Annotated in this window: 15 protein-coding genes and 1 pseudogene; 9 read left to right on the top strand and 7 right to left on the bottom strand. The window is 71.4% G+C overall.

Annotation, left to right across the window (positions count from 1 at the left end; all coding sequences use genetic code 11):
- Positions 1-10: 10 nt before the first annotated feature.
- The 4 genes from LHJ74_RS25870 to LHJ74_RS25855 all read right to left on the bottom strand — a co-directional run bounded on the left by LHJ74_RS25870 (position 11) and on the right by LHJ74_RS25855 (position 3,363).
- A complete protein-coding gene (locus tag LHJ74_RS25870; RefSeq protein WP_260220638.1) occupies positions 11-688 on the bottom strand; it encodes a response regulator transcription factor in 678 nt (225 codons plus the stop codon).
- 93 nt (positions 689-781) lie between these two features.
- Entirely contained in the window at positions 782-2,056 is a 1,275-nt protein-coding gene (locus LHJ74_RS25865) for a sensor histidine kinase (protein ID WP_446033491.1), read from the bottom strand.
- A gap of 158 nt (positions 2,057-2,214) precedes the next feature.
- Positions 2,215-2,502 (bottom strand): PspA-associated protein PspAA, encoded by a 288-nt coding sequence (gene pspAA / locus LHJ74_RS25860; RefSeq protein ID WP_260220637.1) that lies wholly within the window; start codon positions 2,500-2,502, stop codon positions 2,215-2,217.
- 57 nt (positions 2,503-2,559) lie between these two features.
- Positions 2,560-3,363, bottom strand: a complete 804-nt coding sequence (locus tag LHJ74_RS25855; protein WP_260220636.1) for a PspA/IM30 family protein — start codon at positions 3,361-3,363, stop codon at positions 2,560-2,562.
- 260 nt (positions 3,364-3,623) lie between these two features.
- On the opposite strand from LHJ74_RS25855, the gene LHJ74_RS25850 reads away from it, so the two are divergent.
- Complete coding sequence (locus LHJ74_RS25850; RefSeq protein WP_260220635.1) at positions 3,624-4,217, top strand: DUF3043 domain-containing protein; 594 nt, start codon at positions 3,624-3,626, stop codon at positions 4,215-4,217.
- A gap of 11 nt (positions 4,218-4,228) precedes the next feature.
- A complete protein-coding gene (locus tag LHJ74_RS25845; protein WP_260220779.1) occupies positions 4,229-4,894 on the top strand; it encodes a class I SAM-dependent methyltransferase in 666 nt (221 codons plus the stop codon).
- Positions 4,895-4,944: 50 nt separating this feature from the next.
- Here the strand turns inward: LHJ74_RS25845 and LHJ74_RS25840 are convergent, their stop codons facing one another.
- The gene (locus LHJ74_RS25840; RefSeq protein WP_260220634.1) at positions 4,945-6,147 is read right to left on the bottom strand and encodes a bifunctional adenosylcobinamide kinase/adenosylcobinamide-phosphate guanylyltransferase; all 1,203 of its coding nucleotides are present in this window, start codon (positions 6,145-6,147) and stop codon (positions 4,945-4,947) included.
- 85 nt (positions 6,148-6,232) lie between these two features.
- Between LHJ74_RS25840 and LHJ74_RS25835 the strand changes: the two genes are divergently transcribed.
- Positions 6,233-6,442, top strand: a complete 210-nt coding sequence (locus LHJ74_RS25835; protein WP_260220633.1) for a hypothetical protein — start codon at positions 6,233-6,235, stop codon at positions 6,440-6,442.
- 104 nt (positions 6,443-6,546) lie between these two features.
- Here the strand turns inward: LHJ74_RS25835 and LHJ74_RS25830 are convergent.
- Positions 6,547-6,888, bottom strand: a pseudogene (locus LHJ74_RS25830) (MMPL family transporter); the annotation flags it as partial.
- 19 nt (positions 6,889-6,907) lie between these two features.
- Here LHJ74_RS25830 and LHJ74_RS25825 point away from each other — a divergent pair.
- From LHJ74_RS25825 to LHJ74_RS25810, 4 genes are all read left to right on the top strand, one after another.
- Entirely contained in the window at positions 6,908-9,187 is a 2,280-nt protein-coding gene (locus LHJ74_RS25825; RefSeq protein WP_260220632.1) for an ATP-binding protein, read from the top strand.
- 173 nt (positions 9,188-9,360) lie between these two features.
- Entirely contained in the window at positions 9,361-10,821 is a 1,461-nt protein-coding gene (locus LHJ74_RS25820) for a vanadium-dependent haloperoxidase (protein WP_260220631.1), read from the top strand.
- Positions 10,822-11,029: 208 nt separating this feature from the next.
- Positions 11,030-12,169, top strand: a complete 1,140-nt coding sequence (locus tag LHJ74_RS25815; protein ID WP_260220630.1) for a sensor histidine kinase — start codon at positions 11,030-11,032, stop codon at positions 12,167-12,169.
- A complete protein-coding gene (locus LHJ74_RS25810) occupies positions 12,166-12,786 on the top strand; it encodes a response regulator transcription factor (protein ID WP_260220629.1) in 621 nt (206 codons plus the stop codon). The genes LHJ74_RS25815 and LHJ74_RS25810 overlap by 4 nt, the downstream gene beginning before the upstream one ends.
- Here the strand turns inward: LHJ74_RS25810 and LHJ74_RS25805 are convergent.
- Positions 12,712-13,962, bottom strand: a complete 1,251-nt coding sequence (locus LHJ74_RS25805) for an IS701 family transposase (RefSeq protein WP_260220628.1) — start codon at positions 13,960-13,962, stop codon at positions 12,712-12,714. The genes LHJ74_RS25810 and LHJ74_RS25805 overlap by 75 nt on opposite strands.
- Before the next feature lie 402 nt (positions 13,963-14,364).
- Here LHJ74_RS25805 and LHJ74_RS25800 point away from each other — a divergent pair, with 402 nt between their 5' ends.
- Both LHJ74_RS25800 and LHJ74_RS25795 read left to right on the top strand, forming a co-directional pair.
- The gene (locus LHJ74_RS25800) at positions 14,365-15,843 is read left to right on the top strand and encodes an NDP-hexose 2,3-dehydratase family protein (RefSeq protein ID WP_260220627.1); all 1,479 of its coding nucleotides are present in this window, start codon (positions 14,365-14,367) and stop codon (positions 15,841-15,843) included.
- A 37-nt stretch (positions 15,844-15,880) separates the two neighbouring features.
- Complete coding sequence (locus tag LHJ74_RS25795; RefSeq protein WP_260220626.1) at positions 15,881-16,897, top strand: NAD-dependent epimerase/dehydratase family protein; 1,017 nt, start codon at positions 15,881-15,883, stop codon at positions 16,895-16,897.
- Positions 16,898-16,907 lie beyond the last annotated feature (10 nt).

Here is a 16,907-nt window from a genome sequence, read left to right as displayed (position 1 = left end):
CGACAGCCCGCTACACCCCCGGCCGCACCAGGCCGCTCTCGTACGCCGCCACCACCAGCTGGGCCCGGTCACGGGCGTGCAGCTTGGACATGGTGCGGTTCACATGGGTCTTGACCGTCAGCGGGCTGACGGCCAGCCGTTTGGCGATCTCGTCGTTGGAGAGCCCCGCCGCGACGAGGACGAGCACTTCGCGCTCGCGCACGGTGAGCACGTCCATCGCCTCGATGCCCGGCCCGTCCGGCCCCGCCCCGGTGCCGCCCTGCGCCAGGAACTTCGTGATCAGGCCCTTGGTCGCGGACGGTGAGAGCAGCGCCTCGCCCTGGGCCGCGATCCGGATCGCGGCCAGCAGCTCACTGGGCTCGGCCCCCTTGCCCAGAAACCCTGAGGCGCCCGCGCGCAGCGACTGGAGCACGTACTCGTCCTGCTCGAAGGTCGTCAGGATGACCACCTTGACCTCGGAGAGCGTGGGGTCCGCGCCGATCTCACGCGTCGCGGCGATGCCGTCGGTGCCGGGCATCCGGATGTCCATCAGGACCACGTCCGCACCCTGCTCACGGGTGACGGTGACCGCCTCCGCGCCGTCGGACGCCTCCCCGACCACCTCCATGTCCGCCTCCGAGTCCACCAGCACCCGGAAGGCGCTGCGCAGCAGCGCCTGGTCGTCGGCGAGCACCACTCGGATGGTCATACGGCATTTCTCCTCTGTGCTTCCTTCGTGCTGCCTGCTGCGCTGCCTGCTGTGCCTACTGCTGTGCTCACCGCCTGCGGTCCCTGCCGGCTGCTACGGCAGTCCGTCCCGCGCGTCCTTCTGCGCGCCGGGTTGCAGCGGCAGCACCACCCGCACCCGGAAGCCGCCGTCCTCCTGAGGGCCCGCCTCGCAGTGCCCGTGCAGCGCCGCGGCCCGCTCCCGCATGCCGATGAGCCCGTGCCCGCCGCCGCTCTCCACGGGCGGGACGCACTCGCCCGCGCCGTCGTCCAGGACCGTGATCTCCAGCGCCTGCCTGCTGCGTTCGATTCGCACCCGCGCATGGGCCCTGACGCCGACGTGCTTCTGCACGTTGGTCAGGGCCTCCTGCACCACCCGGTAGGCGGTCAGGTCCACGGCGGACGGCAGCGGAGCGCCGGGCTCGGGGCCCTGGACCTCGAGATCCATCCCCGCCCGGTGGAAGCTGTCGACCAGTTCGTCCAGTACCCCCAGGCCCGGGGCGGGTTCGGTGGGCGCGGCCGGGTCACCGGACTGGCGCAGCAGCCCCACGGTGGACTGAAGCTCGTCCAGCGCGTGCCGGCTGGCTTCCCGGACATGTGCCAGTGCCTGTTTCGCCTGGTCGGGGCGCTTGTCCATGACATGTGAGGCGACCCCGGCCTGCACGTTGACCAGCGCGATGTGGTGCGCGACCACGTCGTGCAGTTCGCGGGCGATCCGCATCCGCTCCTCGGCGACCCGGCGCCGCGCCTCCTCCTCGCGGGTGCGCTCGGCGCGCTCGGCCCGCTCCCTTATGGCGTCGACGAACGCGCGGCGGCTGCGTACCGCCTCTCCCACGGCGGCGGCGAGCCCTGTCCAGGCGAATATGCCGAGGTTCTCCTGGGCGAACCAGGGCCGGGCGCCGAAGAGCATCCCGGCGGTCGTGACGGCCACGACGGTGGCCGCGCCCGCCCGCCAGGACATGCTGCGGTCGGTGTGCGCGCAGACGGTGTAGAGGGCGATGACCGAGGCCACCGCGAGCGGCGCCCGGCTGTCGGAGGGTGCGCCCGTGTTGGGGGCCAGCATCAGGCCGACGACGGTGACCGTCGTGGTCAGGCAGAGCACGGGGAGCGGCGCGCGGCGGCGCAGGATCAGCGCGGCGCAGCCGATCATGGCCAGGACCACCGTCTGCGAGTTCAGCTCGCGCTCACCGATGTGCGGACGCCCGTCCATGGTGTTCGGCTGCGTCGCCGAACCTATGACGACCATCAGGAAGGCGGCCATCGCGATCAGCGTGTCCACCAGGTGCGGGTGACACTTCTGCCAGCAGCGCAGCTCCGTGAGGCGCTCGGTACCAGGGCTGATCGGGCTGATCGTCACAGGTTGCACGTTACGGCTCCCGCCGGGCGCGCGGTGCGGCGGGCCGGAATGTGAGCATCCGGTTTCCCGGGCACGGACGCCTGCACGCACGAGGCCCCTCTTCCGCTGATGCTGTCGGCCGGCTTCGGCGGCTACTGGCCGGGTGTGGGCCGTCAGCCCACGGAACCGGGAATGAGCCCGTCCTCCGTGAGCATCCCGCGCACCTCTTCGAGCGAGGCGTCGGGTGCGGGGAGGATCAGCTCGGACGGCTCCAGGGAGTCGTCGGGCAGCGCCGTGCCCATCGACCGTACGGCGCTGAGCAGCGCGCTGAGAGTCCGGCGGAAGCCTGGGTGATCACCGGACTCCATCTCCGCCAGCAGCTCGTCGTCGAGCTTGTTCAACTCGGTGAAGTGGCTGTCGTCCAGCTTCACCTGCCCTTCCCCCATGATCCGTACGATCACGACGCTCTCCTTCTCAAAGGGCCGCGCGGCTGCTGGTGGACCTGCGTCCGGACGCTGTCACTGCTTGTCGAACCGGGGCGTGTCCTTCGGCTCCTGCGGGCTCACCTGCTTGCTGTTGCTATTGCCACCCTCGATCGCCGGCTGCCCCTCCGCACTCGGACCGGCCAGCTCGGCCTTCATCCGCTGGAGCTCCAGCTCGACGTCGCTGCCGCCCGAAAGGCGGTCCAGCTCCGCCGAGATGTCGTCCCTGGCGGTGCCGGACGGGTCTTCCAGGGCGCCGGAGGCGAGCAGCTCGTCGATCGCCCCGGAACGGGCCTGCAACTGCTGCGTCTTGTCCTCGGCCCGCTGGATCGCCATACCGACGTCGCCCATCTCCTCGGAGATGCCGGTGAACGCCTCGCCGATCTGGGTCTGCGCCTGCGCAGCCGTGTAGGTGGCCTTGATGGTCTCCTTCTTCGTACGGAAGGCGTCCACCTTGGCCTGCAGCCGCTGGGAGGCGAGAGTGAGCTTCTCCTCCTCGCCCTGCAGCGTCTGGTGCTGAGTCTCCAGATCGGTGACCTGCTGCTGGAGGGCGGCGCGGCGGGTGAGCGCCTCGCGCGCCAGATCCTCGCGGCCCAGCGCCAGGGCCTTCTTGCCCTGGTCCTCGAGCTTGGAGGACTGGCCCTGCAGCTGGTTGAGCTGGAGTTCCAGCCGCTTACGGGACGTCGCCACGTCGGCGACTCCGCGCCGCACCTTCTGCAGCAGTTCGAGCTGCTTCTGGTACGAGTAGTCCAGCGTCTCGCGCGGATCCTCGGCCCGGTCCAGGGCCTTGTTGGCCTTCGCGCGGAAAATCATTCCCATACGCTTCATGACACCGCTCATGGGCCTCGCGCGCCCCCTTCGTAACGGACTCGAACCTCGGCACACCTTGAGACCCCAGAGTAAGGGGCCTGGTTCCATTACCGCACTGTTCGGGTGCGGATCCGCTCATCCTGGAGGACGATCGCGCTGCCGCAGCCTCCAGCGCAGGGAGTAGGCGGGGCCCGGTGGGAACCCCGATGGCGCCAGGCTCATGCCAGGTGTTGCGGGATCGTTCCCCCCAAGGGTGGGGCCCACACCGGAGAGCACCGTATTCTTGGAGTGTGTTCCGAAGCCGTTCGAAGGATGGGCAGGATTCCGCCACTCAGGTGGCCGACGCCGAGCCCCAGTCCCGTGACCCGCAGGCCCCCAAGGGCCGCCCCACGCCGAAGCGAAGCGAGGCGCAGTCCCAGCGACGCACCCTCGCGACGCCACCGGCCGGCCGTAAGGAGGCGGCCAAGCGCGCCCGTGAGACACGGCGCACCGCTCTCTCCCGCCAGCGCGAGGCGCTGGCCAGTGGCGACGAGCGCTATCTGCCTGCCCGCGACAAGGGCCCGGTGAGGCGCTTCACCCGCGACTTCGTGGACTCGAAGTGGTGCGTTGCCGAGTTCTTCCTGCCCATCGCCGTGACGATCCTGATCCTGAGCCTGATGCCCTCGCTCCAGATCAAGAACATCTCACTGCTGCTGTGGCTCGGCGTGATCGTGATGATCGTGCTCGACTCGTTCAGCACCGCGTTCCGGCTGAAGAAGGCGCTGCGCGAGCGCTTCCCGGACGAAAGCCGGAAGGGTGTCGTCGGCTACGCCCTGATGCGCACTCTCCAGATGCGCCGGATGCGCCTGCCGAAGCCGCAGGTCGCACGCGGCGAGCGGCCCTGATCCGGCAGGAGCTGGTCGCCCGGCAGCTCGACGAGCAGCTCGCGTCGCACTTCGGGCCGGACCACACGTTGCGGGTGCTCGACGCGGGCTTCGGCCGGGGCGCCCAGGCGCTGCGGCTGGCCCGTGCGGGCCACCGGGTGACCGGCCTGGAGCCGGACCCCGCGCTGCGCTCACTGGCGGCGGACTCGCTGGCCGGAGAGGACGCGGGGGTACGCGCCCGGGTCCGCATCGTGGCGGGCGGCGGAGGGGACACCGGCGCGCACTTCCTGCCCGGTGCGTTCGACCTCGTGCTCTGCCACGGCGTGCTGACGGAGGCCCGCGACCCGGCGAGCACCCTGGCCGGGCTCGCCCGGGTGCTGGCGCCGGGCGGCCTCCTCTCCCTGCTCGTCCGCAACGACGCGGCGCTGGCCCTGCAGGCCGCACGCGGCGGCGACTGGGAGGCGGCGCTCTCCGCGTTCGACTTCCCCGAGCGTGCCTTTCTGCTGGACAGCCTCAGCACGGTGCTTTCGGGGATCGGCACCCCGCTCACCGAGTGGTACGGGGTGCAGGTCCTCACCACGGGCAGCGCGACACCCGCCGACGACGCGCGGCTGATCGCCGCTGAGGAGCGTGCGGGCCGCACCGATCCCTACCGCTCGGTCGCGGCCCTGCTGCACCTGTGCGCCGTACGCGGCTGAACCTTCGCTTCGAACCCTTCGCCGAGTCCTCCGCCGAGTCCTCCGCCGGGTCAGCCGCGCAGTGGCAGGGCCGTACCGGCGACGACCAGCAGCACCTCCTCGCACTCGCCCGCCACCTGGGCGTTCAGGCGCCCCAGCTCGTCCCGGAAGCGGCGCCCCGCCGCCGTGCCGGGGACCACCCCGGAGCCGACTTCGTTGCTGACCGCGACGACCGTGCGCCCGGTGGCCCGCAGCGCGGCCACCAGCTCCGTGACCCGGTCCGCAAGCGCCCGTGAGCCGCCGCTCGCCCACCGTGCGTCGTCCCAGGCGCCCACCGAGTCCATCGCGTCGGTGAGCCAGAGCGCGAGGCAGTCGATCAGCAGCGGTCCGGCGTCCTGCTCGGCGAGCAGCGGCACCAGCTCGCAGGTCTCCGAGGTACGCCAGGAGGCGGGGCGCCGCTCCTGGTGCCGGGCGACCCGGTCCGCCCACTCGGCGTCGTCTCCGCGGGTGCCGCCGGTGGCGGCGTACTCGACGCCGGGGAAGGCGGCCAGGCGGCGTTCGGCCTCCACCGACTTGCCGGAGCGGGCCCCGCCGAGCACGAGGGTGCGGCGCGGCGGGGCCGGGGTCTCGCGGTAGGCGCCGACCGACAGCGTGGTGCCGTCCGGCTCGCTGCGGGCGCCCGCCGCGGCGACCCGGCGGCGCAGCTCGGCGCCGGGCGGCACGTCGTGGTCGAGATGGACGGCGAGCACGTCGGTGTCCGGCCCGGCCGCCCCGCCGGAACGGAGCCGGGCCAGGGCGTCGGGCCGGCCCAGCACGTCGAGCAGCACTGCCCCGTACGGCTCCGGCGGGGCTGCCTGCCCGGCGGGCGCGGTGCCCGGCGGCAGATAGAGCAGCCGTTCGCCGTCCGGTCCGGTGACCTGGTAGCCGGTGCCGGGCGCGTCCAGCGCCACGGCGCGCAGCCGGTGGCCGCTTATCAGCGTCAGCTCCTGGCCGTCGGGCACGCGCACGGGCGCGGGCAGCCCGGCCGGGATCTCCAGGGCGGGCCCGTCGTGCGGATGGGAGAGCAGCACATGCCGTACGCCGTGCAGCGTCCGGCCCGCGCGCGCCGCCGCGAAAGCGGGCCCGGGGGTGAGGTCGAGCAGCAGGGTGCCGTCCACGAGGACGGACGTGGCGGCGCGCGCCTCGCCGCCGACTGCGGTCGCGCAGGCCGCGCAGGGACAACCGGGGCGTGGCAGTCCGGCGGGTGCGCCGGTGCCGAGCAGGGTGAGTTCCACCCACCGATCGTCTCGTGCCGCTTCGGCGGGCGCGCACCCGGCACTACTGTGCGAGCAGTACACGACAGCTGATCCGGGAGACGACATGGCGTGGACGTGGCGGTTCGAGAAGTCCGACGGCAGTGAGACGGCTCCTGCCGTTGAGCCCGAGGAGTTCCCCACCCAGGGGGACGCGGAGTCCTGGATCGGGGAGGTCTGGAAGGAGCTGCTCGAGGGCGGCGCCGACCAGGTGACCCTGCTGGAGGACGGCTCACAGGTGTACGGGCCGATGAGCCTGCACGGCGAGCAGGGCTGAGCGAGCAGGGCTGAGGCGGGGCGGGGCGGTCGCGCCCCGCCGTACGCATCCGTACGGCGGGGTGCGACCCGGTTCAGCCGAGCCCCCGGTTCAGCCGAGCCGGTTCAGCCGACCGGCGTGAGGTCCTCGTCCGTGGACCTCGGCCCTTCCGCCGGCGCCTCGCGGACCGCCGCGAGCCTGCTGGGCCACCAGATCCGCGCGCCGACGTCGTGCGCCAGGGCGGGCAGCAGCAGCGAGCGGACGATGAAGGTGTCCAGCAGGACGCCGAAGGCGACGACGAAGCCCATCTCGGCGAGATTGACCAGCGGCAGGGTCGCCATCGCGGCGAACGTGCCCGCGAGCACGAGTCCGGCCGAGGTGATCACCCCGCCGGTGACGGTGAGCCCCCGTGCCAGCCCGGCCCTGGTCCCGTGGACCTGCGCCTCCTCCCGTACCCGGTGCATCAGGCTGGGCGCCTGCGCCGGGGTGGCTCTGCCGCAGCTGGAGCAGCGGCTCGGCCAGGCGGTGAGGGCACGCCTGGTGACACCGCTCGGAGACGGCCGGTACGCGTTCGCACACGACCTGGTCCGCGCGTCGCTGTGCGCGGGGCTGCCGGCGGAGGAGGCCCGGCGCCGCCATCGGTCCGTCGTACGGGCGCTGGAGCGCTCCCCCGCGCTCGCCGAGCACCTCGAGTCCTCCGATCTGGCCCGGCACGCGTATCTCGCGGTGGGCGAGCTGGATCCCGCCGCCGCGGTGGAGCACCTGCTGGCCGCCGCGCGCGACGCCTCCGGGCGGCTGGCGCTGGAGGAAGCCGCGGAGCACTACCGCAGGGCACTGGAACTGGTCCCCCGTGACGACCCCGGCAGGCGGGCCACCATCGGACTCGCCCTGGGCACCGCCGAGTACCAGACAAGGGACGAGGTCCGGGGCAGGCAGACCTTCGAGGAGGTCGTCGCGCTCGCACGGGAGCTGGGGGACCACCAGCTGCTGGCACGCGCGGCGCTCACCCTGCACGGCCTGGTGCACCCGGGCCGGCCGGAACAGCTCCAGGTCGACCTGATCGACGAGGCCCACCGGACGCTGGCGGGCCGCGCGGCGCGGCCCGCCGTACCGGCGACGGCGGCGCGGGAACTGAGCGTGCGGGCCGTCGCGCTGGCCCGGCGCAGCCAGGACGACCACGAGCTCGGCTTCAGCCTGCTCGCCCGGCACGACGCCATCTGGACACCGGGCACCTTGCGGGAGCGGCAGGGCCTCATCGAGGAGCTGGCGGCCGTGGCCCGACGGGCGGCGGACCCGGAGCTGGAGGTGCGGGCCTCCACGCTGCGCCTGGGCGCGCTCCTCGAACAGGGCGACCCCCGCTGCCTGGACGGGCACCGCTCACTGGTCACTCGCGCGCAGAGCACGGCGCTGCCGCGCTGCCGGCACGAGGCGCTGTCCAGTCAGGGCTCGGTCGCCACCCTCCAGGGCCGGTTCGACGAGGCACAGGCGTTCATCGACGAGGCGTACGCGCTCGGTGAGCAGGCCCATATCGACCATGTGGACATCTGGAACCACCAGCGCTGGGCCCTGTGCCAGCTGCGGGGCAGATTCGACCAGGCGGACGAACTGCTCCAGGAGATCGGCGAGGACGGCCACCTGGACCCGCGGCTCATCCACGCGACAACGGCGGTGCAGCGCGGGGACGTCGAGGTCGCCTTGCGATACCTCCGCGCCGCCAGTGACGCGAGTGATGCCTGCGTCCCCTGGCTCCTGCCGCTGTGGCTGAGGTTCCAGGCGCAGACCGCGGCGGCCTCCGGGGACCCGCAGCTCTGCGAGACGGCGCGGGCCGCCATCAAGCCCTTCCTCGGGCAGTGGGCGGTGTCGATCGCGGGCTTCGACATCCACGGCCCGTTCGTCCTGTGGTCCGCCCGGCTGGACGCCGCGCAGGGGCGCTGGGAGGCGGCGGTCGAGGGCTTCAGCGCCGCCCGGCGGTCCGCCGACCTGCTACGGGCCCGGCCGTGGTCGCTGGAGGCGCGGGCCGGTCTGGCCGAAGCCCTGGCTCGCCGCGGTGCGGCCGGAGACGCGGCGGCCGCCGGCGCGCTTCTCGACGAGGTGGCGGCCGAGGCGGGCGAGCTCGGCAAGCTCCAACTGCTCGCCCGGGTGGGCGGGACGGGAAGCGCGGGTACCGGTGCGGCTCCTGACATCGGGCCTGGCTCTGGTCGGGGTGCGGAGTCCGGTGCCGCCTCCGTCTTCCGGTTCGACGGTTCGGTGTGGACGCTCGGCTTCGCGGGCCGCACCGTCCATCTGCCCGACGCCAAGGGCCTGCACGACCTGCATGTGCTGCTCGGAGCGCCCGGCAGCCGGATAGCGGCGGTGCGCCTGCTCGCGCCCGGGGGTGACGAGGTCGTGGCCGCCGCCGGGCGGATGGGCAGCGACACCGTCCTGGACCGGGAGGCCGAGGTCAACTACCGGCGTCATCTGGCGCGGCTGGACGAGGAGACCGAGCGTGCGCTGAACGCCGGGGACGACCGCCGGGCAGCCCGGCTGGACCGCGAACGCGCGACACTGCTCGACGAACTGCGCAGCGCGGCGGGGCTCGCCGGGCGCCCCCGGCGGCTCGGCGACGAGGCGGAGCGGGTCCGCAAGACCGTCACGGCCCGTATCCGCCATACACTGCGGCGCCTCGACGAGCACCATCCCGAGCTGGCCGGGCATCTGCGCGCCACCGTCTCGACCGGTACGACGTGCTGCTACCGGGAGACCGAGGGCGTTCCCTGGCTGCTGTGAGCCGGTGCGGTCGGGCGAGTTCCGCACTTGGGGTGCTGGCGCCGCACTTGGGCAGACCGCCCCGCCCCGCGCCGTTAAAGTCCGGGACCATGCAATTCATTCGGGGCAAAGAGAGAAAAGGGACCTCTCGTTTCCGTAAGCGGCTCGCACTGACGAGCGTGCTGCTCCTCACGGTGACGAGCACAGGATACGCGGTGGCCGAGGGGCAGCGCGATGATGTTCCGGGCAAGCACGGGACGGCATCGCAGGAATTCGATTTCGAGACGGGTAACTCCCCGCTGGAAATCGTCTACCCGACAGTTCACCAGGTCGTGCGCGAGGACATATCTCCGGGTGCGATGGACGCCACCATCGTCCTGCGCATCGTCACCGTTCTGGAGAACGGCTGGTTCGACGCCATCGCGCCGTACCACAAGACCGCAAAGGGCGTTCACTCGGATCTGGGCCGTCGGCCCGCGAGTGAGAGCAGAACCGAGAAGAAGCTGAACACCGCGATTCTCTACTCCTCCTACCACACGCTCAACAGCCTGCTTCCGAAGCACTCCGAGGTGTGGCGCGAGATGCTGACCTCGGTCGGTCTCGACCCGGACGACGCGAGCACGGACAAGACCTCGCCCGTCGGACTGGGCAATCTCGCCGGGAAGGCCGTCGTCAGGGCCCGCGAGAACGACGGCATGAACCAGCTCGGCAACGAGGGCGGCCGGAAGTACCACCGGAAGCCCTACCGGGACTACACGGGCTACCAGCCGAAGAACACGCCGGACAGGCTGCGAGACCCGTCTCGCTGGCAGCCCGACATCAGCACCGAGGACAACGGGATCTACACCGCCCAGCGGTTCGTGACGCCCCAGATGGGCCGGGTGGACGCGTACACCTTCGACAACCCGGCGATGTTCGACGTCAAGCCGCCGAAGGCCAGCAACCACCACAACCGCAGGGCCTACAAGCGGCAGGCAAACGAGGTGCTGGAGGTCTCCGCCGAGCTGAACGACGAGAAGAAGCTGAAGGCGGAGTTCTTCGACGACAAGCTGCTCTTCCTCGGCGAGGGCTTCCCCGTCGACGACTCGGGCGGGAGCGTCCAGGAGCTGGTCGAGTCGGCGTTCAGCATCCATATCGCGACGTTCGACACCGCGATCGCCGTGTGGCACTACAAGGCGAAGTTCGACAGCGTCCGTCCGTTCAGCGCGATCGGCCACCTGTACGGCAAGCGTCCGGTCACCGCCTGGGGCGGAGCCGGCGAGGGGACGGTCGACGACCTGCCGGCCGACCAGTGGCGCTCGTACCTGGCGACCGCGGACCACCCGGAGTACCCGTCGGCGACGGCCAGCATCTGCGCGGCGGCCGGCAGTGTCGGGAAGCAGTACTCCGGCACGGACAGGATGAGGGTGGAATTCCCCGTCGAGAAGGGGAGTTCGGAGGGAGAGCCCGGGGTGGTGCCCGCGAAGGACACCACACTGCGCTGGAACAGCTGGGACAAGTACGTCGACGACTGCGGGCAGAGCCGCATGTGGGGCGGAGTCCACTTCCAGGACTCGATCACCGCGGGCCAGAAGATCGGTGAACAGGTCTCAGAGCGCGCCTACGACTTCGTCAAGAAGCACGTGGCGGGTGACCGGAAGGGCGGACGCGGCTGACCTCGGACACACGGCGAGCGAAGGTGCCCGGAGGCGTGATCCCACGCATCCGGGCACCTTCCGTGCGGCCGGGCCCGGCCTCCGGACGATAGCACTCCATACAGGTATAAAAGACCAATCAGGCGGAATCTTCCTGTGCTAGTCTTGGCCCAAGCTTTACCGTGGATGCATGGGGGGATGTATGCCACTTTTAGGGAAAAGCGATGGCTTGAGATCCGCTGACGCCATATCCCGCCTGACCGGATCCGTCATTCTGGGGATCGGCCTCTTCGTCGGTCTCGCCGTAGGGTTCTACGGGAAAGCCATCTGGTTTCAGAACGAACCGCCGCTGGCCCATCTGCTACTCGCGCTGGGCGGCACGCCTCTCTTCTTCTACGCCTACTACCGCGCCAGCTGGGATGCGGTCCGCGGCTCCTTGGGGCGCTGCGCACGACCGATCAGCCTCTTTACCTGCGGTGCCATGGCAATCGCCCTCGCCGTGCTTCTCGGCGGCTACTGGGTGAATCTTTCCATTCCCTTCGCGGGACTGATCTCGCTGTCTCTCACGGCAAAACTGGCGGTGCCGCTCAACACCGCGCTGCTTACCCTCTGCTCCGCCGTCCTGCTGGCCGAAGGCGCCGCTCTCGAAGAAGTCGCCAGCCTCGCCATGGGCGGCACCGGGGTCGTTTTCCTCTATTTCTCTGTCGGCGCGCTCGGGGCGGCCTACCGCAACGTCCTCGACACCTGCGCACGCGTCACCTCCTCAGCCGTACTGGAGGAACGCACACGCTTCGCCCGCGACCTGCACGACATCTTCGGGCACAGCCTCTCGGTCATCACCCTGAAGAGTGAACTGGCGGTCCGCCTCCTCAGCAACGAGCAGCCGGAGCGCGCCCGCAGCGAGGTCGAGTCGGTATCCGATCTCTCCCGTCGCTCCATCTCGGACATCCGGGAGGTGGTGCGCGGTTACCAGATGACCACCGTGGCCGGTGAGATCGAAGGCCTACGCGCCGCACTCGAGACGGCCGGGGTGCGTGTCACCGTCTCCGACACCTCTCGGCGGACGCTGCCGCGGCACGTCCAGGAGGCGTTCGCCTGGATGCTGCGTGAGGCGAGCACGAACATCCTCCAGCACAGCGCCGCGGAGAACTGCACGCTGACCCTCTGGAGCGACGAGTGCCGCGCGTGGCTCCGGGTGACCAACGACGGCGCCCGGCGGGAGAGCCACGGCGGCGGGAACGGCCTGGCCGGGCTCGAGGAGCGAATGGGTGCCGTGGGCGGCAAGCTGTCCTGCGGCTTCGGCCCCGAGGACACCTACTGCGTCGAGACCGCCGTTCCCCTCTACCTGTCGGAGGCGAGGTCCGCATGATCGAGGCCAGTGTGATCAGGGTCGTCATCGCCGAGGACGAGGCGATCACCAGGGAGGCCCTCACCGCCCTGCTCGGACTGGAGGCTGCCATCGACGTCGTCGCGAGCACCGGCCGCGGGGACCGGGTAAGGGAACTGATCGAGAGTCACCGGGCGGACCTCGTCGTCCTCGACCTCACGATGCCGGGGATGACCGGGCTCGAAGTCGCCGAGGAACTGCACCGCGAGCGCACCGGCTTCCCGGTGGTCGTCCTCACCAGCCACGGCCGCCCCGGCGAGGTGCAGCGGGCGCTCGGATCCGGAGTGCGCGGCTTCCTCACCAAGGAGACCTCGGCCGACAAACTGGTGCGGGTGATCCGCGAGGTACACGGCGGCGGCCGGTACATCGACCAGGAGCTGGCCACCGACGCGCTGTCCGCCGGACACAACCCGCTCACCCCCCGCGAGGTCCAGATCCTCCGGTGCCTGGAGGACGGCCGCCCGGTCAGGGACGTCGCCGACGAGGTCAACGTGAGCGAGGGCACCGTCCGCAATCACATCTCCTCAGCCATCCGCAAGCTCGGTGTGAGCAACAGGGCCACCGCCTGCCGCCAGGCCGCGCAGGCGGGCTGGATCTGAACGCCGCGCGGCGGCACCCACACCGCGCACGCCGGCGAGGCCCGCAAGGAACGACGCGTCGGTGAAGGGCAGGGCGTACGCACTCGCGCCGACCGTTCCGCCGCGCACCGGATGGGTCCGCCCCGTGCCGCGCTGCCAGAGCTGGCCGCCGCGTCCCACCGTGAGGAAGGCGTGGGCGAACATCGCGAGTGTCATGTGCCGGTACCAGGCCCGCCACTGCCGCACCGCGTAGCGGTCCAGCGCCGCCTCGCGGCGGGCCGCGGCCAGACAGGGCGCGGCCAGGGCGGCCCGGCCCATCGCCTCGCGAAGTGCCCCGCATTCGGTGCCGCGCGGGGCGAAGCACACGTAGGAGCCGCCGTCCCAGCGGGCCACCCGCCAGCGTTCGAACCCGTCGATCCCGGCCGTGCGCCCAAAGGAGGCACTCTCCGCGCTGGAGAGCACGTACGGCATCCGCCGTGCTTCCAGCGCCGCACGCAGTCGCGGGCTGTCACCAAAGCCGGGCGTGTCGGTCACCACCCAGCGGGCGGGGACGCCCGCGTCGAGGGCCCGTTCCACCATGGCCGCGGCCGGTTCACCCCGGTCGCCCCGGTGGAGCCCCGGAGGGATGCCTGCCCGTTCGCAGCGTGGCGTCCCCTCCCGCCAGGAGGACGGCAGCAACAGCTCGCGGTCGATCACGGAGACCGTTCCGGGGCTGTCGGCGTACAGCAGGAAGAGGCCGATCTGGTAGTTGTCGGCCCGGCCGGTGGAGGCACAGTACTGGCGCTCCACCCCGGCCGAGTGGTCGCCCTTCTTGACGAATCCCTCCTCGGCGAGCACGAGTACGGCATCCGGAGAGCCCAGATGTTCCACCACCACGTCACGGACCATGTCGCGCACCTGGTCCTCATCCCAACGGGTGGTCGTCAGCAGCCGGTTGCGCCCGTCCGCCCAGCCCGTCGGCGTGCCGGTGGTCTGCGACAACAGCGAGCAGAGATAGGCGTACGCGTGCTCGCGAGGCTCGGCACGGGTGAACTGGCCCTCCAGCCTGCGGCAGAACCGGCGGAGCGAAGCCGCCCCCGGTCTGCCCCGGCTCACCGGCCCTGCCGCGCCCGCAGGCCCCATCAGCCCTGCCGGCCCTGCCGGCCCCGTCGGCCCCCGGCCGTCCCGCCGCACGGCGATTCCCTGTGTACGCGTCATGGATCCCCCTCCCACGAGCCCCTGCCAAAGAGATCTCTCAAGGGCATCGCCACTCTAGAAGCGAGAACGGAGAGAGGCCATGGACAGGACAGCAGGAAATCCTCTCCTCGCCACCCATGCCTTCCCATGAGTTTTTTCCGCCGGCGACCCATTACATTTGTCATGGGCGCAGCCGGACGGAATTTCGCACAACCGCCCGGATTCCGGGAGTGGTTGACTTGCCGCTCCCTGCGTGTCACGCTAATTCGGCGGCCGAGGTGTGCGCTGATTCGCCCCCGGCACGGCGTCCTCTTTCCCGGGACCGCCGATTCCGTCCCTTTCCTGATGCGGCCCCCCTCTTTGACGGGGCGCCTCGTCGCGGCTTCCAGTCGTTTCCCCGCGCGAGCGGTCCGAGAGGAACACATGAGATCTGACTTTCTTCGTCCACTGCGGTCACCGGCCGGGTCCGAGCACGTCAGCGCCGCCCGTATCGCCGAATCCGTGCTCGCCACCGGACCTGCCGCCACAGACGTATCCGCTTTCCACCGTGCGCGCGAAGCCGCGCAGGACCGTATCTACACGCACGCCGAACGTGTGCCGCTGACGAGTCTGGCGGACTGGCGGACCAGCCCGGACGAGGACGCGGTCCGCCACCGGAGCGGCAGGTTCTTCGCCGTCGAGGGTATTTCGGTGCGGGTTGCCGGAGCCGCGGTGCCGGCATGGGATCAGCCGATCATCCATCAGCCCGAGGTGGGCGTTCTCGGAATGCTGATGAAGGACTTCGACGGGATAGCGCATTTCCTGGTGCAGCTGAAGGCGGAGCCGGGAAACCGTGACGGACTGCAGCTCTCCCCCACTGTGCAGGCGACCCGGAGCAATTACACCGGCGTACACCGCGGCAAGGCCGTTCCGTACCTGGAGTATTTCCGGAAGGCCCCGCCGGACCGTGTGCTCGCCGATGTGCGGCAGTCGGAGCAGGGCGCGTGGTTCCTGCGGAAACACAACCGGAACATCGTCGTGGAGACCGGCGAGGACGTCGAGGTGCTGGACGGATTCCACTGGCTGACGCTCGCCCAGATTCATCGGCTGCTGGCCGGTGACGACCTGGTCAACATGGACGCGCGCACCGTCCTGTCCTGTCTGCCGTTCGCCGCACCCCGGCTGCTGGAGCGGTTCGCTCCTGGTCGCGGCGGTCTCGCCGCGGCGCTGCTGCGCTCGTGCGACGCGGACGAGGGCAGTCTGCACCGGACTTCGCAGCTGCTGAGCTGGATCACCGAGGGACGCACCCGGGCCCAGGTCGAGGTCGAGAGCGTCCCGTTGTCCGAACTGACGCAGTGGCGGCGCGGTCCCGACGGCATTTCCCACCGCAGCGGCCGCTTCTTCGAGGTGATCGGCGTACGGGTGGAAGCGGCGGGGCGCGAGGTCGGGCGGTGGAGCCAGCCCATGATCGCCGCCCCCGCGCCGGGTCTGCTCGCGCTCCTCGTCACCCGCTTCGACGGCGTACTGCACGCGCTGATGCAGCTGCGGGTCGAACCGGGTCTGCGGGATGTCGCGGAGCTCGCGCCCACCGTGCAGTGCACGCCGGAGAACTACACCGAACTGCCCGCCGAGGCACGGCCGCCGTTCCTCGACCTGGTGCTGGGTGCCGGTCCCGGGGGCGGCCGCCGCTCTGTCCTGTTCGACACCATGCTCTCCGACGAGGGCGGTCGCTTCCATCACGTCAGCAACCGTCATCTGATCGTCGAGACCGACGAGCGGCCGGAGCATCCCGGCTACCGCTGGATGACGGTCCACCAGCTCACCGGACTGCTGCGGCACAGCCACTACCTCAATGTGCAGGCGCGCAGCCTGCTGGCCTGCCTGCACACGCTCACGGCGTCGGCGTCGGCGTCGGCGTCGTAGCCGGTCGGGTCCCACGAGACGACAGGAGATCCACAGAATGACAGCCACTTCAGCCACTCCGAGACCTTCAGTACCGCTGATCACGGTGCTCGGCGCCTCCGGGTTCATCGGCTCCGCGGTCACCGCGGCGCTCGCCCGCCGGGACATCCGGCTGCGCGCGGTGGCACGCGGCCGCAGCACCGTCCCGCTGAGCCGCGGGGCCCGGGTCGAGATCCGTACGGCGGACCTGACCGACCGGGACGCCCTCGCCGCGGCGGTCGAGGGTTCGGACGCGGTGATCCATCTGCTGCTGTGCAGCGGCGGCTGGCGGGCCGCCGAGGAGGACCCCGGCAGCGAGCGGGTGAACGTGGGCGTCATGCGGGACCTCGTCGACGTCCTGCGGAATCGTCCCGGCGGCCAGCCGCCGCCGCTCGTCCTCTACAGCGGAGCGGCCTCCCAGGTCGGCGTGCCGCCCGAGCGGCCGCTGGACGGCACGGAGCGGGACGCGCCGGAGACCGCGTACGACCGCCAGAAGCTCGCCGCCGAGCGTGCCCTGCTGGCGGCGACGGCCGAAGGTGTCGTCCGCGGGATCAGCCTGCGGCTGCCGACGGTCTTCGGACAGCCCGCCGTGCCGGGGGTCTCCGACCGCGGCGTGGTGAGCGCCATGGTCCGTCGTGCGCTGGGCGGCCAGGAGCTCACCATGTGGCACGACGGCACGGTGCGGCGCGACCTGGTCCATATCGACGACGTGGCGAGCGCGTTCCTCTCGGCCCTCGACCACCCCGAGGAGCTGATCGGCGGGCACTGGCCGATCGGCGCGGGCCGCGGCGACCCGCTCGGCGACGTCTTCCGGACGATCGCCCAGGCCGTCTCCGAGCGCACCGGTGCACCGCCGGTGCCGGTGGTCTCCGTCCCCCCGCCCGCGCACGCCCCGGTGACGGACTTCCGGAGCGTGACCATCAACTCCTCGAAGTTCCGCGCGGCGACCGGCTGGCGTCCGCGCGTATCGATCCACAACGGGGTGGTCCGGACCGTGGGGGACATGGCCGGGCCGCCCTCGCCCAGTCCCGTCTGACGACACACCA

Origin of the sequence: Streptomyces gossypii, from assembly GCF_025165795.1 — a bacterium.
GTDB classification, from domain to species: Bacteria; Actinomycetota; Actinomycetes; order Streptomycetales; family Streptomycetaceae; genus Streptomyces; species Streptomyces gossypii.
The sequence above is the reverse complement of the archived record's forward strand: the minus strand, read 5'-3'. Positions and strand labels throughout refer to the sequence as shown.

What these genes read in the sequence shown, in the direction of transcription:
- LHJ74_RS25835 (WP_260220633.1), top strand. Translation starts at nt 6,233, where the DNA reads ATGGCGTGGACGTGGCGGTTCGAGAAGTCCGACGGCAGTGAGACGGCT.
- LHJ74_RS25805 (WP_260220628.1), bottom strand. Translation starts at nt 13,962, where the DNA reads ATGACGCGTACACAGGGAATCGCCGTGCGGCGGGACGGCCGGGGGCCG.
- LHJ74_RS25870 (WP_260220638.1), bottom strand. Translation starts at nt 688, where the DNA reads ATGACCATCCGAGTGGTGCTCGCCGACGACCAGGCGCTGCTGCGCAGC.
- LHJ74_RS25800 (WP_260220627.1), top strand. Translation starts at nt 14,365, where the DNA reads ATGAGATCTGACTTTCTTCGTCCACTGCGGTCACCGGCCGGGTCCGAG.
- LHJ74_RS25795 (WP_260220626.1), top strand. Translation starts at nt 15,881, where the DNA reads ATGACAGCCACTTCAGCCACTCCGAGACCTTCAGTACCGCTGATCACG.
- LHJ74_RS25855 (WP_260220636.1), bottom strand. Translation starts at nt 3,363, where the DNA reads ATGAGCGGTGTCATGAAGCGTATGGGAATGATTTTCCGCGCGAAGGCC.
- LHJ74_RS25810 (WP_260220629.1), top strand. Translation starts at nt 12,166, where the DNA reads ATGATCGAGGCCAGTGTGATCAGGGTCGTCATCGCCGAGGACGAGGCG.